The 14617-nt window shown below is 59.1% G+C and carries 10 protein-coding genes; 9 read left to right on the top strand and 1 reads right to left on the bottom strand.

Features of this window, described 5'->3' with window-relative positions; all coding sequences use genetic code 11:
- Positions 1 to 136 precede the first annotated feature (136 nt).
- Positions 137 to 376 (bottom strand): hypothetical protein, encoded by a 240-nt coding sequence (locus OIS50_RS02150; RefSeq protein WP_264692685.1) that lies wholly within the window; start codon positions 374 to 376, stop codon positions 137 to 139.
- Between the two features lie 224 nt (positions 377 to 600).
- On the opposite strand from OIS50_RS02150, the gene murI reads away from it, so the two are divergent.
- The 9 genes from murI (at position 601) to OIS50_RS02195 (ending at position 14603) form a co-directional block, all read left to right on the top strand.
- Positions 601 to 1434: a glutamate racemase gene (murI, locus tag OIS50_RS02155; protein ID WP_264692686.1), complete on the top strand. Its 834-nt coding sequence runs from the start codon at positions 601 to 603 to the stop codon at positions 1432 to 1434.
- A gap of 273 nt (positions 1435 to 1707) precedes the next feature.
- Positions 1708 to 2328: a curli production assembly/transport protein CsgE gene (locus tag OIS50_RS02160; RefSeq protein WP_264692687.1), complete on the top strand. Its 621-nt coding sequence runs from the start codon at positions 1708 to 1710 to the stop codon at positions 2326 to 2328.
- Positions 2329 to 2364: 36 nt separating this feature from the next.
- Entirely contained in the window at positions 2365 to 2811 is a 447-nt protein-coding gene (locus tag OIS50_RS02165) for a curli production assembly/transport component CsgF (protein ID WP_264692688.1), read from the top strand.
- A 60-nt stretch (positions 2812 to 2871) separates the two neighbouring features.
- On the top strand, positions 2872 to 4281 hold the full coding sequence (locus tag OIS50_RS02170; RefSeq protein WP_264692689.1) for a CsgG/HfaB family protein: 1410 nt from the start codon (positions 2872 to 2874) through the stop codon (positions 4279 to 4281).
- Positions 4282 to 4484: 203 nt separating this feature from the next.
- Entirely contained in the window at positions 4485 to 5150 is a 666-nt protein-coding gene (locus tag OIS50_RS02175) for a hypothetical protein (RefSeq protein WP_264692690.1), read from the top strand.
- A 103-nt stretch (positions 5151 to 5253) separates the two neighbouring features.
- The gene (locus tag OIS50_RS02180) at positions 5254 to 5835 is read left to right on the top strand and encodes a hypothetical protein (RefSeq protein WP_264692691.1); all 582 of its coding nucleotides are present in this window, start codon (positions 5254 to 5256) and stop codon (positions 5833 to 5835) included.
- A 339-nt stretch (positions 5836 to 6174) separates the two neighbouring features.
- On the top strand, positions 6175 to 7692 hold the full coding sequence (locus OIS50_RS02185; RefSeq protein ID WP_264692692.1) for a beta-sandwich domain-containing protein: 1518 nt from the start codon (positions 6175 to 6177) through the stop codon (positions 7690 to 7692).
- A 728-nt stretch (positions 7693 to 8420) separates the two neighbouring features.
- Positions 8421 to 11300 (top strand): T9SS type A sorting domain-containing protein, encoded by a 2880-nt coding sequence (locus OIS50_RS02190; protein ID WP_264692693.1) that lies wholly within the window; start codon positions 8421 to 8423, stop codon positions 11298 to 11300.
- Positions 11301 to 11471: 171 nt separating this feature from the next.
- Positions 11472 to 14603 carry a T9SS type A sorting domain-containing protein gene (locus tag OIS50_RS02195; RefSeq protein ID WP_264692694.1) on the top strand — a complete coding sequence of 1044 codons (3132 nt, stop codon included), beginning with the start codon at positions 11472 to 11474 and terminating at the stop codon, positions 14601 to 14603.
- Positions 14604 to 14617 lie beyond the last annotated feature (14 nt).

A 14617-nucleotide genomic window follows, 5' to 3' on the forward strand; every position in this document is an offset into this window, starting at 1 on the left:
TTGAGTACTCGGTACTGGGTACTAGGTATGGGGTCTTGAGAAAAGTGCACGCCCGCACAACCCGGCCCCTAGGTCGGCCATACGCAGCTAACAGCTAACAGCTAACAGCTAACAGCTAACAGCTAACAGCTAACACCTAAATCACCCTTACCCGGTCCACGTGCACGTCGTCGCGCAGGATTTCGAGGCCTTTGTAGGCGAGGGGGCGGCCGGTGTTGGTGGTCAGTTCGCCGCCATCGGCGTGCAGGCCGGCTACATCGAGCACCAGCTGCGTGTATTTCCGTTCGCCAAGCTCGATGGCGACCGGGCGGCCTTGTTCGGCGTTGTAATGAGCAAGCGCCTGGTCTATCTCCTCCAGAATGACGCTTCGGTTCATAAAAGCAGCAGTAGTTTGCTGAGCAACATACACAATTGCCCGGAAATGCAACCACGCCGAAGCACGCGGCGCATTCGGGCCGGTTTGTCGCCAAACCGCATTGCCTGGGCTTGCCAGGCGGCGCACCAACAGTTTGGCTTGCCGCTCAGGCGCTTGCCTGCACCCGGCCCGGCCCGCGGGCACCTAGGGCCTGTGCACCACGAAACCGCCGTACCTTCGGGCCCATGTCAGTACCTGCATCCAGCACGCCCGATTCGCGCCCTATCGGGGTTTTCGATAGCGGCATTGGCGGCCTCACGGTGGCCCGTGCCGTAAACCAGCTGTTGCCGCACGAGCGGCTGGTGTACTTCGGCGATACGGCTCACTTGCCCTACGGCGACAAGTCGACGGCCGCTATTCAGGCCTACAGCGTGAAAATCTGCGATTTGCTGCTGCGCCAGCATTGCAAAGTAATCCTGATTGCCTGCAACTCGGCCTCGGCGGCAGCCTACGAGCTGGTGCGCGAGTACGTGGGCTCCAAGGCGCGCGTGCTCAACGTAATCGACCCGATTGTGCAGCAAGTAGGCTTGCACTACGCCAACCGCGAAGTGGGCCTGATTGGCACCAAGCAAACCGTGGGCTCCAACGTGTACCGCAAAAAGCTCGACCAGCTCGACCGCGACATTCGGCTGCACGCGCTGGCCACCCCGCTGCTGGCCCCCATGATCGAAGAAGGCTTCGTGCGCGGGGCCGTCAGCCAAAGCGTCATCAACACGTATTTATCCGACCCCGCGCTGGAGGGCATTGAGGCGCTGGTGCTGGCCTGCACGCACTACCCGCTTATTCGGGAGCAGATTGCCGACTACTACCAAGGCCGCGTGGATGTGCTCGACCCATCCGACACGGTTGCTTTGGCCTTGCAGCAGCTCTTGCAAGCGCACGGCTTGTCGGGGGCGCCGGCCGAGCGCCTGCCGCAGCACCACTTCTACGTTTCCGATTTTACGCCGTCGTTCGAGGAAAGCACGCGCCTGTTTTTCGGGCAGGAAGTGAACCTCGAGCACTACCCGCTTTGGGAATAGGGCCGAGCCCTAGCCCGCTGTGCTGCCGCCCGGCCCCGCCTGCAAGGTGAGGCCGGGCGGCTTTTTTGGCGGGCGCCCAAGCCAACCGACGAGCTTGCACTTTGCACATGCCGTTTCATCTTTCTGGGAAAATACATTCAAAATGTTGAATAATTAGAATATTCGATTACGTTTACACAATAGCATTTATCCTATGTATTGATGGATGCTGCAATGAATGATTCTGCCTCTTTGTTGTAGCTGCCCTAGCAATGGGGCCTAACCCTAGGTGTTATGAAAGCGCCCGCCGCCTTGCCCACACCCCCGGTACCAAGCGTTTGCTGGTGGCGCCCGTGGCTGTTGGCAGTGGCCAGCGTAGCGCTGGGCTGGCTGGCTGCCTTGCCCGCTCACGCTCAGGCCGAGAAGAAAGTGCCCACCCGAGCCGATGCGCCCAGCCGCGCGGCCACGGTGCCCGCCCGCGAGAACAAATCGGCTCCGCTGCCGCCTAAAAAGCTGGAGGAGGCCCTGCAGCTGCTGCTCAGCGCCGACTCGGTGCGCCGGAGTGCGCCCAAGGCCCTAGGTCCGGAGTCGGCAGGCTTGGTTATCGACCAAACCATCACCAAAATCGGCCACGATTTCTACGATGCCTTTTACGCCGTGTTCGAGCCGCCGCCCGGCGTAACCGAGTACTCCGTGGTAATTGCCGAGCGCCCGGCGCGCATGGGCAATTCGGCCCTGGTGGCCGTGTCCGTCGACAACACCGAGCTGCTCGAAATGCCCATGCAGGCCCGCTACGACGTGATTGAGGCCTCGGCTGCCGATGCCGCCGCGGCCGTGTACGGCTACCTCGAATCGGCCCGCAACCTCAGCCAGCAGCTCGAGCAAGGCGAGCTGCGCGGCACGGGGCAGTATTAGGCCGCCCGTTTTATTCTGCCACCTTACCCCCGCCCGATGTTTATGAAAGTATGGTTTACTGCGTGTATGTGGTTGCTGCTGGGGCTGCTGGCCCGCCCCGCCGCCGCCCAGGATCTTGTGTACGAGCCGAAAAACCCCTCGTTTGGGGGCGGCAACACCTTCAACTACCAATGGCTGCTGAGCTCGGCCTCGGCCCAGAACACCATTGAGGATACCAACGCGCGGGACGGCCGCGACGGCCGCGACAACGCCGACCCGCTCACCAGCTTCGCCGACAACCTGAACAAGCAGCTGCTGGCCCAGCTTACCAACCGCTTCATTACCTCGCAGTTTGGCAGCGGCACGGGCCCCGTAAAGCCGGGCAACTATACCGTGGGCGTGTACCAGATTGAGGTGGTGCCCGGCTCCAACGGCGTCACCATCAAAATCACCGACTCGGGTACCGGCAACCAAACCACCGTTACCATCCCCAACGTGCCCTAGGTGGTGCAGCGGTTGCGGTTTCTCCTCCACCTCCCAGCTTTCTTGCACTCCCCACCACGTATGAACACTCCGCTGCTGCGCCCTGCGCACCGGCTGGCACTGGCGGCCACGCTCGTGGCCGGCGGGTGCGCGCCGTATTTCCACCAACCCCTGGGCACCCAACCCGCACGCCTAGGTGCCGAAGTAAACGCCAACGCCGAGCTGCGCGACCTGCCCGCCCCCCGCGAAAAAGCGGTGGTGGCCGTGTACAAGTTTCGCGACCAAACCGGGCAGTACAAGCCCACCTCGGGCGGCTCCAGCTTTTCCACAGCCGTAACGCAGGGCACCACCACCATTCTGATGCGCGCCCTGGAAGAATCGCGTTGGTTTGATGCCATTGAGCGCGAAAACCTGAGCAACCTGCTGAACGAGCGCAAAATCATCCGCTCGACGCGCGCCGAATACTCCGAGCAAACGGGCCAGCGCCAGCCGCCGCTGCCGCCGCTGCTGTTTGCGGGCGTAATTCTCGAAGGCGGCATCATCTCGTACGATGCCAACATCCTGACGGGCGGCGCCGGGCTGCGCTACTTTGGGGCCGGGGCCTCGGGCCAGTACCGCCAAGACCGTGTTACGGTGTACCTGCGGGCCATCAGCACGGCCAACGGGCGCGTGCTCAAAACCGTGTACACCAGCAAAACCATCCTGTCGCAGCAGGTCGATGCGGGCTTGTTTCGCTTCGTCAACTTCAAGCGCCTGCTCGAAACCGAAACCGGCTTTACCTACAACGAGCCCAGCGAAATGGCCGTGAAGGAGGCCATCGAAAAATCGGTGCGGGCCATGGTGTACGAGGGCATTAGGGACGGCCTGTGGGCCCCCCGCAACCCCGAGGAAGCCAACGGCCCCGGCATGCGCGCCTACCTGCAGGAAAAAGAAGAAAACTTAACCGTTGACGTGCTCGGCCGCGATATGCGCCCGCGCCGCAGCACCTTAGGCATTGGCCTCTCGGCGGGTTTGCAGCGCTACAGCGGCGACTTTGCCAACCCGCTTATTCGGCCGCAGGGCGCGCTTACGGTGCGCTACCAGCTGGGTACGGGCCGCTGGAGCGCCTTTGCAGCCGTGGGCCGGGGCCAGCTTTCCGCCGAAAAGTACCTCGACCGTACCCTTAACTATACCGAGGGTGGCATAAGCTACCGGCTCTTTCCGCTTGATGCGTTTACGCCCGTGGTGTTTGCGGGCGGCGGCGTAACGCTGCCCTTGCGCGTGCGCGGCGGGGCGCCAACGTCCCCCGTGCCGCATACCTTATTTGGCCTAGGGGCCGAACTGCTCCTGACCAAGCGCCTGGGTTTGAATGCCAGCTTGGAAAACCGCTATTTCCTGAGCGATAAGCTCGACAATATGCCGCACGGCTCCTACAACGACTACACTTGGGGCGGCCGTTTGGGGCTCACTTACTACCTGGGCGCTGCTTCGTCGGCACGCACTGCCAAGTAGTTGATGTTTTATTTAGCTGATAATTAGTGTATTGCACATTACCCAATCTATATCTAACTATCCCAAGAAAAAATTGAATAAAAAAATTACTCGTCGGTATTTGAATATTAGATATCGTTCATATATTTGAACTGTCTATCCGGAAAAGACAAGAATTACTTACCAAATTTATAGTACAACCCATTCCCAAACCTTCCTACATCATGAAGAAAATCCAACTTCTTGCCGCTGCTCTGTTGTTCTCGGGTGCTGCTTTCGCCCAGACTACTCCCAACGCTAAGCCCGCCGCTCAAGGCCGGACGGCTGGCATCCGCGCACTGCCAAGCAATGTGCAAATCAGTGCCACCAGCCGTAACAACGTACTGGTAGATAACGATTCGTATCTGCAGCAGGTTGGTAGCGGCAACTACGGCAGCGTAAGCCAGATCGGCTCGGACCACAGCGCCGATATGTATCAGAACGGCACGGGTAACGACGCTTACCAGACGCAGCGTGGCCTGTTCCCAGTTGGAGGCGGCAACGTAGCTTATTCCTCGCAGTACGGCACCCGCAACTACGTTGACCAGGATCAGAATGGCTACCGCCAGGAGGCTATCGTAGAGCAGGGCGCTGCCGGTGCTAACGTGACCGAAAACTACGCAGTGCAAGATCAAGACGGTGATTTCAACTACGGCTTCATCGACCAGGACAGCGACCGTAACTTCGCGCACCAGAAGCAAACCAACGCTGCTTTCTCGGGCGCTGGCAACTTTGCCGATACCCGCCAGGGCAACGGCCCTGCCGGCTCGGGCAACGCCGACCGTCAGTGGAGCCAAGTGGTGCAGAACGGCAACGGCAACGCTGCTATCGTTCGCCAAGACCACGACTAATAGCTAAGCGCGGGTGCGCTATAAACACCCTTAGCACCGGATCCGCTTGCTTGGCAAGCGGGTCCGGTTTGCTGGGTTACGGCGTGCCCAATTAGCCAGAGCCATGAGCAAATTATTGGCACTTTTGACCGGGGGGCTCCTGCTAGTGGGTGCGGCCCCGGCCTGGGCTCAGCAACGGGAAAGCGAAACGGGCAGGGCCGAGCAGCGGCTGGCCGAGGAAATCGGATTGGACCGGCTGCCCGCATCGGCACCGAGCCCCCTGAACGCGAACAACGTGGCTACGCTGCACCAGCAGGGGGTAGGCAACCACGCCCAATCGGTTCAGAACAACCCGGGGCTGCTCTCCAATCTGGCTTACATCCGGCAAGTAGGCGCCGGCAACGAGGCCCAGCTAAGCCAAACCGGCAGCGGCAACCGCTCCTCGGTGCATCAGCGGGGCAGTCGCAACCGCGTAGCCAGTTCGGTAGTCGGCAACGACAACGAAATTGAAGTGGTGCAACGCGGCAGCCAGAACGTTGTGAGCAGCGAAGTGGTGAACGACGGGCGGCAGTACACCATACTGCAGCAAGGCAGCAACAACCGGCTGAATCAGGTGGAAACCTCGCCTGCCTCGCCCAAAGGCTACACCGTGGAGATGCGCGGCAACGGCATCAACATCACGATTGAGCAGGGCAAGGCCTGGTAGCTACCGGCCGCCCGGGCCAGCGCACCGCCTAGGTGGCGCTGGCCCGGGTTAGGCCCGGTGGCCGCTAAAAGCAAATACATATGAATAATTGAATTTATATTTTACCTTACCTCATCCGTACCGCCCAGTCAATTGTAGTGCGCGCGCTTCGGTATTTGCTTTCGCTGCACTACCCGACGCACGCAGAACTCCACAAGGTGGTGCGCTTAGCCGGCCCAGCGCTGGCCGCTCAGGCTGCCACGCCCTAGGTGCCCGGACAACCGGCCCGTGCGGGCAGCGGCTTACCCCATGCATGCTTACCCCGCTGTATTGCTACCTCTACCACTTACTCCCTCCACCATGCTTGTTTCTTTTACTCGCTATGCTTTGGCCTGGCGCCCGCTCCGCATGTGGGCATGGCTGTTTGCCTTGCTGCTGACAGCCTGCACCGAAGACCCCGTGGAGCCTCTGCTGGTTGGGCACGTCGAAGGCGTGGTGCGCGACAGCCGCACCAACGCGCCCATTCCCAACGTGGCCATCAGCACCAACCCGGCCTCCACGTCGCTCACCACCGATGCCGCCGGTCAATTCAGCTTCCGCGACCTAGAGATTGGTAAGTATGCCCTGAACGTGCGCCGCGCCGGCTACCGTACCGAAACCGTAAACGTGACCGTGAGCGAGGGCAAAGCCACCGCTGTAACGGTAGTGCTCGAGCAATCGACGAACAACCAGCGCCCCAACGCCCCCACCAAACCCTTCCCCGGCAATACCGCCACCAACCAGGACGTAAACCTGAAGCTGAAGTGGAAAGCCACCGACCCCGACGCGGGCGACTCCTTGCGCTACGATGTGGTGCTGTACCAGAGCAACTCCAGCCAGCAGCAGGCACTGCTCACCAACAGCCGCGACACCACCGTGCAAGTAACCGGCCTGAAGTTTAGTACCACGTATTTCTGGCAGGTAACCGTGCGCGATAAGGCCGGCGAAACCGTGCGCGGCGACGTCTGGACGTTCACGACCAAGCCCATGCCCGAGCTGCGCTATTTGTTTGCCCGCGAAGCCAACGGTAACACCGATGTGTACGCCTCCGATGGGGCAGCCGATGGCGTAACGATTCGGCTTACCAGCGCGGCCAGCATCGAAACGGCCCCGCAACTCAGCCCCACCCGCGACCGGATTGCCTACGTTAGCAACGTTACCGGGCAGTTTCAGCTCTATACCATGAACCGCGACGGCTCCGATGGCCGGCGTATCACCTCCATTCCGCTCGACGGCTACCACAACACCGGCAACGCCTACCGCTGGTCGCCCGATGGGGCCCATTTGATCTACGCCCACTACGACCGGCTGTACCGCATCAACCGCGACGGCACCGGTCTTACGCTTCTGGCCACGGCGCCCGTGGGGCGCCACTTCCGGGAGATGGATTGGTCGGAGCTGCAAAACGAAATTATGGTGCAAACCATCGGATCGAACGTGTTCGATGCCGAGGTGTATGCCTACCGCGCCAACGGCACCCTGCTGGGCATGGCCTTAGGTAATTTGCCCGGCCGCACCGACTCGCCCTGCTACAGCATCGATGGCAAAAACTGGCTGTACACCCGGGATGTATCGGGGGTGAATAACGTTACCGGCCGCCAGCTTGACGCCCACGTTTTCGCTGCCCGCACCGACGGCTCGGCGGTAGTTGACTTATCGGCTAAGAAAGCCGCGGGCACCAACGACTTGTACCCGCGCTACTCGCCCGACGGCTCGAAGATTATTTTCGTGAATGTTGCCAATGATAACATCACGCCGCCTGACGTCTGGATTATGGACGCTGATGGGGGCAACCGTAAACTATTGTTCCAAAACGCTACGCTGCCGGATTGGAAGTAATACTAGCCATGTCGGCAATGAACTCCGCCGCGCGGGACCTAGGCATAGGGCCCGCGCGGCGGAGTTCATTTTGTGGGCGTGTTTATCCGAGCTATGCAAGGAGTAAAGTAGGTTTAGGTACTTAGCGTTACGTTCCCCAACTTTGCAAGTGAAAGGAATGAATAACTAGCTGAACGGTAAGAAATTCAATCCGTACATAAAATTTGGGACAAAGGAATTTAATTTTACACTTAAAGCCTTTGCTCAGCATTGTGGCACAAGATATGAGGGGCGAGGTACTGCTTTGAACAGAATAGTTTTCTTAAAACAGAAAAAGTAAAACTAATTATTGGAAAAGTAAATACCCTTTTTCAATGTCAAGCGTAATCACGCTCAAACCAAAAACGAAACATTTGTAACCAATTCCTTCCCTATATATGAAAAACGCTTACTTAAGCGCAATCAGGCGAGCTAGCAGCTGGCAGTTTTGCGCGCTTTTGTTCACGTTGCTAAGCGTGTCGTTTGCGAGCTTTGCGCAGACGATTACGCTAACGCCAACGCAGGCTGGCGACCCGCAAGACTTTGGCAGTGTGGCCGTTGGCCAAGTGTCGGGCAACAGAACTTTCACTTTATCGGCATCGGGCCTACGTAACCCCCTGCAACTGATCGCACCCGACCAGTTCGAGGTAAGCTTGAGCCCGAGTTCCGGTTTCGCAAGCACAATTTCGCTTACTCCCACTGCCGGCAGCGTGAGCAACACCACTGTGTACGCTCGTTTCCGCCCGACGCAGGTAGGTACGATTGATCCGGATCTGAATTTCCTGTACGCGCAATCGAATACGCGTCCCTCGCCGCCGCCCGCATTCGCCTATTCGGATTTTATCCGCTTAACTGGCGTGGGTACTGCAGCTCAGCCCGAAATTCAGGTAAGCCCCACGGCACTGGGTTTTGGCTCCCAAACCATCAACACTACCTCCACACCGCAGGCCATCACGGTAACGGGCTTGTCGCTGACCAATCCGATTACGGTGACGGCTCCGGCTGGCTTCCAGGTTAGCAACGGCGGTGCGTACGGTACCACCACTACGCTGCCAGCAAGCGGTGGCACCGTAAATGTAGTGTTCGCGCCCACCGTGGTGCAGAACTACGTTGACGAGGTAACTTTCAGCAGCGCGGGAGCTCCCAGCAAAACCGTTTCGGTATCCGGTGCGGGCGAAGCTCCGGCAGCTGTGCTTAACGTGTCGCCTACCAGCCTGAACTTCGGCACCATTGATCAGGGTTCGAGCAGCCCGGTACAGAGCATTCAGGTTAGCGGCAGCTTCCTTTCGAACGACGGCACTGGTACCCTTTCGGTAGGAGCTCCGAACGGCTTCCTGATTCGTACGGGCACCAACAACTTCGGTCCCGGTCCTATTGCCTTGCCGATCGTAAACGGCAGCGTGGCGCAAACTACTATTGACGTAATTTTTGCGCCTAATACGGCTGGGTCGTTTAGCGGAAATATCTCGTTTGTAGCGCCTCGCATCACCCGCAATGTGTCGGTGCAAGGTCAGGCAAACGCCGTTACTACGCCCACCATTACGGTAAACCCCGACAACCTAAACTTCCAGACGGTTTCGAATTCGGGCTCGGGGCAAACGCTCAGCTTTACTGTTCGCGCCATCAACCTGACCGAACCGCTGGTGCTCACGGGCTCGTCGAGCAACATCGTATTCCGCGATGCTACGGCTAGCGGCGGTTTCGTGAACGGTACTTTGAGCATCAACCCCGAAGCTGATGGATCGTTGGTACGCGTGATTGAAGTTCGGTTGGCTGGTCCGTTCGCTACTGGCACTACCAGCTTCAGCGGCAACATCACGGCCAGCAGCGCCGGCGCTATCAACCGCGTTGTAACGGTTACGGCCTCGCCTGTTTTGGCCGGCAACTCGGTGATCAACGTATCTGGCGACCTTGTTCAGTTCTCAACGGTACCCGGCGAACCTTCTGCTGTGCAGACCTATACGGTTGAGGGTTCGAACCTGCTCCAGCCTCTGACGGTGCAGGCGCCGCCTTTCTTCCAGATCAGCAAATCATCTGATTTTGATTTCCTGAATGGCGCTACCGGTAACTCGCTGCAGTTTGTGGCAGACCGTGGCAATGACCTGATTGCGAAAACAATCTATATCCGCTACCTGCCGCCGAACGCCCGCGACGATGCCGAAAGCATTTTGCACTCGAGCGACCCTGCGCAGGGTGTGGCCAAACCCGTAACGGGCACCAGCCAGCCGACGATTTTCCTGGCTAATGCCTTCAACGAAGTTCGTCAGGTAGTTATCAACACTACCTCGGCTGCGCAACAACTGAACCTGCGTGCCGAGCGCGTGCGTCGTCCGATTACCATTTCGACTACGGTTGAGCCTAACACGTTCAACCCGAGCAACACGCAGCAATTCGAGTTTTCGCTCACCGGCGTCGAAGGGTCTTACCAGAGCTCGGTAACGATCAACCCGAACGCTACCACGTTCAGCGTGAATCAGCAGATTTATGTGCGCTACAAGCCCACTTACCTGGGCAGCGCCCTAGGTCAGCTGCGCTACCAGAGCAGCGACTTCGCGATTTCCGGTCTGCAGTTCTTCCAGAACAACGGCTTGCTTACGGGTCGCTCGATTGACACGCAGCCCACGAAAGAGGCTACCGTACAAGATGGCACCCTGCGCGTAACCCGCTCGGGCAGCACCGCTACGGTTGAGTTCCTGTTGCCGCCTAACTACGTGGCCGAGGGCTACGGCGAGGGTCGCCTGATTGTGGCCAGCGAAAGCGCAGCTCTGCCGCCTGCCAACCAACCCGTTGACGGCACCTCGTACCAGACCGGCAACCAGCGCTACGGCGAAGGTCCGCAACTGGCTCCTGGCTACTTCTCGGTATACGCTGGCTCCAACCTGCAAGCTGTTATCGAGAACCTCGATCCGACGAAGGACTACTACTTCTACATCTTCGAGTTCAACAACGTATTCCGCCTGGGCAACACCGACTTTGCGGTGCAGACGGCTGAGAACTACAAGACCCCGACGGTACCCGACCCCATCATTGGTATCCGCGTGCCTGGCACTCCGCAGCCTCCGCTGCCGGTTGAGCTGGTGTCGTTCGATGCTAAGCTGCGCAACGGCAAGGTGTACCTGAACTGGGCTACTGCGCAGGAGAAGAACAACCGTGGCTTCGAGGTAGAGCGTAGCCAGAACGGCAGCGAATTCGCCAGCATCGGCTTCAGAGCAGGTCATGGTACTTCGGCCCAGCGCCACGAGTACAGCCTTGTTGATGAGCAGCCCCTAGGTGGCGTTTCGTACTACCGCCTGAAGCAGCTCGACAACGATGGCAAGGTGAACTACTCGCCGGTGCTCACCGTGAAGAACGGCCGCGTGGCTGACGTAGCAGTGTATCCGAACCCCGTGGATGACGTGCTGAACGTGCGCCTGAGCCAGGGTGGTGCCGATGCCGACGTGGTAGTATCCGATCTGTTGGGCCGCATTGTACTGCGTGGCAAGCTGTCGGCTAACGGCACCTTCAACACCAGCAGCCTGCAACCCGGCAACTACGTGGTAACCATCACGAGCGGTGCCGAGAAAGTAACCCGCAAGGTGACGAAGCGCTAACCGCTCATCACCCATACATAAAAAGCCCCTGCCTGCCGGCAGGGGCTTTTTGTTTGTGTATCAATGTGAAACAGCTCGACAGTAAAAGAATAATGCAATTTGGTTGAACTCTGTAAATCAGGAAGTGTTAGGGCTGCTATCCAGAATTAGTTGTAACCAGATAGTCGTTCTATGATTTCAACCTCTTCTACTTTTCGGGCGTTTGGGTTTGTGCTAAGGGTGTGCTGGCTGTTGCTCCTTATCGGAGGCAGCGGCCGGGCGTTTGGCCAGTCCGCAATTACGCCGGTACACACCGGGCGGCTTTCCGATTTCGGAGCCTGGAGCTACAGCGGCGACGTGACGACGCAAACCGTAAGTAGCAACGATTACCTGCGCCTGCAGAACAGTGCGGCTACGGTGATTACCCCCACGCTCAACTTTGCTAACTATACTTCCAAGTCGCTCAACTTTAGGTTGCGCACTTTTAACGGGACGGACGCGACTAAGAATACCATTACCGTTACGGTTTCGGCCGACAACGGCGCTACCTGGACGGCTGGTACTTACACCCGCACGCCAAGCTCCAGCACGCTTACGGCCGTGAGTACCATCGATCTGTCGGGCATCAGCGCAACGCAGGTGAAAATCCGCTTTCAGAGCCTAGGTTCCGACGGGGTGGTGGGCCTTGGCATTGATGACATTGCCATTACCGGCAGTATCAACACCGCCAATTTCAGCATTAGTGCTCCTACGCTTTCAGAGGCCACGGTATGTGCCGGCGCTAACCTGAGCGTGGCGTTTGCTGCCAGCGGCAACTTCGGAACCGGAAACGTATTTACGGCCCAGCTCTCCGATGCCAGCGGCAACTTTGCCAACCCAACCAGCATTGGCAGTGCTGGCGCTTCGCCTATTGCGGCTGTTGTGCCGGCAACCGTTGCGGCCGGTTCGGGCTACCTGGTGCGGGTAGTTGCCAGCAACCCTAGCATCAGCAGTGCCAGCTCGGCGGCGCTGCAAGTGGCAAAACCCAGTGTGAGCATATCACCTGTCGGCGCGCAGAGCGTGGCCCTAGGTAGCAGCGGTGCCCCCCTTACGGCCACCGAAGCGGCCGGGGTCATCAGGCGGCAATGGGCTGTGGGTACCAGCGCTGCGGGGCCGTTTACGGCTATTGCTGGCGAAGTTGGCCCTACTTACACGCCCAATATTTCGGCGGCAGGTTCGTATTTCGTTGTAGTGCAATCGGAGTACGGAGCGCCCTGCAATACCACCGTACGAAGCAACGTGGTGCAGGTAAACGTAACCTTGCCCAAAACCTTGTTGCGTTGGGATGGCGGCGGCGACAAAATATCATTCGCCGATGCCAACAACTGGAGCCCCGACCTACAACCTGCCGACGGCTACGACCTGTTGCTGGATCATACGTTCGTGACATCGGCCTACCAAGTGGTGCTGCCAACCGGAGCGCCAGCACCGTTGAGCTTGTCGTCGATGGTGGTGAACCCCAACGGTGGCGCAGCCATCACGGTAACGCTGCCTAGCGGCAATACTACCGATGAGTACCTCCGCTTTACACGCAGCACCGATGCCTTGGTACTGCACAGCGGGGCCACGTTCGTGAACAACTCGGGCTCGGGCACAGGTACGCCCGTGGATGTGAGCACTGCCGGAAGCAATTTTGTGCTGTACAACGGTGGCGCGTACGTGCATCGGACCAACCGTTCGGTATCCGCATTGCTTGATAATCTTTCGGCTATCGAGGGTACCGAAAATGGGTTATTTGCCTTCGAAACCGTTGGGACCAGCAGCTCCACCCTTTCGCTAAACGGCCGTACGTTCGGGCGCTTAGCCTTTCGGGCTGTGGCGGGCAATATCATTTACTCGTCGTCGGGCACCAACGCGCTTACCATCCGGGGCAACCTGGAAATCGACGCGGGTGCGACGTTGGTGGTCAACCTGAACGCCGATGTTACGCTGCGCGGAAACCTGATCAACAACGGCAACTTTCGTTTTTCGCCGAGCAGCGCCACCGCTCGTCCGCGCCTGATATTCGGCGGAAGTGCGCCGCAAACCATCAGCGGCACCGCCCTAGGTGCCACCACGGGGGCATCGTACCTGGGAACCAACGTATTGTTGCAACTCAACAACAGCCATGGCCTGACCTTGGCCACGCCCGTTACGCTCAACGCAGGCGCTGCCACGGCCACTAATAATGGCGGCCTGGAGTTGCTTAGCGGCAAACTCACCACCAACGCAGGCGCTCCGCTAACGTTGGCTCCGAACGCGGTGGTCCTGAGCCCTGCTAGCGCAACCAGCAGTTACGTAAGCGGCCCCATGATCCGGGAGGTAGCCATGGTGGCATCCACGGGAACTGAGCAACCGGCCAGCAGCCCTACGTTGGATTTTCCGGTAGGCTCCGCCGACCGCCTGCGCACCGTTTCGCTTACCCTTTCTCCGGCTTCCACCGGTACCGCCACGTATCTGGTAGAGGCTTTAGAGCAGGGCGCGCCTGCCCTAGGCTTGCCGACCACGCTCGAGCGCGTGTCGGCGGTGCGGCATTACCGGGTACAGCGCCTAGGTGGTACCGCGGCCATTGCCCAGGCCAGCATTGCGCTGCCCATCAGCAACGACGATTTTGTGACCAACCCTGCAGGCTTGCGCGTAGCCGCTGCCAACAAAGAGCAAAGCACTTTCAGCGACCTGGAGGGCACGGTTAGCAACGGAGCTATTTCGGCCGTTGCCCCGGCGGGGCTGAGCGCACAGCCTTACGTGTTTGCGTTGGCAAGTGCAGTGGGGGCAAACAACCCGTTGCCCGTGGAGCTTACTGCCTTTGCTGCTACCCGGCAAAAGCATCAAGTACAACTGCGCTGGCAAACTGCGCAAGAGCTAAACAGCAGCGGGTTTGAGGTGCAGCGCAGCACCGATGGCAAACGATTTGAGCTGGTTGGGCGGGTAGCCGCAGCAGGGCATAGTGCTACCCTGCGCGAGTATACTTGGCTGGATGCTTATGCGCCGGCCGGAACGCTGTATTACCGAATGCTGCAGGTTGATAAAGATGGTTCATCGAAGTTTTCGCCTGTGGTAACGGTAGCCGCGCTGCTGCCCGGAGTGGTAAGCATTTACCCCAACCCGACAAGTGACGTCTTGCGCATCGATGCACCCGCTACCCCTTGGCAGTGGGAAGTGCGCAACAACCTAGGGCAGGTGCAACTGCAGGGCAATGCTGCCGGGCCTGCAGAAATCAGAATTTATAACCTCGCCGCCGGAGCGTATTTCCTGCACATATTAAGCAACGGCCAACAGGTAAAACATCGGTTTGTAAAGCGGTAACCTCGATACTACTT

The sequence above is a fragment of the Hymenobacter sp. YIM 151858-1 genome, from assembly GCF_025979705.1.
In the GTDB taxonomy this organism is placed as follows: domain Bacteria; phylum Bacteroidota; class Bacteroidia; order Cytophagales; family Hymenobacteraceae; genus Solirubrum.

Coding starts and splice junctions, on each gene's coding strand:
- OIS50_RS02175 (WP_264692690.1), top strand. CDS start 4,485: ATGAAGAAAATCCAACTTCTTGCCGCTGCTCTGTTGTTCTCGGGTGCT.
- OIS50_RS02185 (WP_264692692.1), top strand. CDS start 6,175: ATGCTTGTTTCTTTTACTCGCTATGCTTTGGCCTGGCGCCCGCTCCGC.
- OIS50_RS02180 (WP_264692691.1), top strand. CDS start 5,254: ATGAGCAAATTATTGGCACTTTTGACCGGGGGGCTCCTGCTAGTGGGT.
- murI (WP_264692686.1), top strand. CDS start 601: ATGTCAGTACCTGCATCCAGCACGCCCGATTCGCGCCCTATCGGGGTT.
- OIS50_RS02170 (WP_264692689.1), top strand. CDS start 2,872: ATGAACACTCCGCTGCTGCGCCCTGCGCACCGGCTGGCACTGGCGGCC.
- OIS50_RS02165 (WP_264692688.1), top strand. CDS start 2,365: ATGTTTATGAAAGTATGGTTTACTGCGTGTATGTGGTTGCTGCTGGGG.
- OIS50_RS02160 (WP_264692687.1), top strand. CDS start 1,708: ATGAAAGCGCCCGCCGCCTTGCCCACACCCCCGGTACCAAGCGTTTGC.
- OIS50_RS02195 (WP_264692694.1), top strand. CDS start 11,472: ATGATTTCAACCTCTTCTACTTTTCGGGCGTTTGGGTTTGTGCTAAGG.
- OIS50_RS02150 (WP_264692685.1), bottom strand. CDS start 376: ATGAACCGAAGCGTCATTCTGGAGGAGATAGACCAGGCGCTTGCTCAT.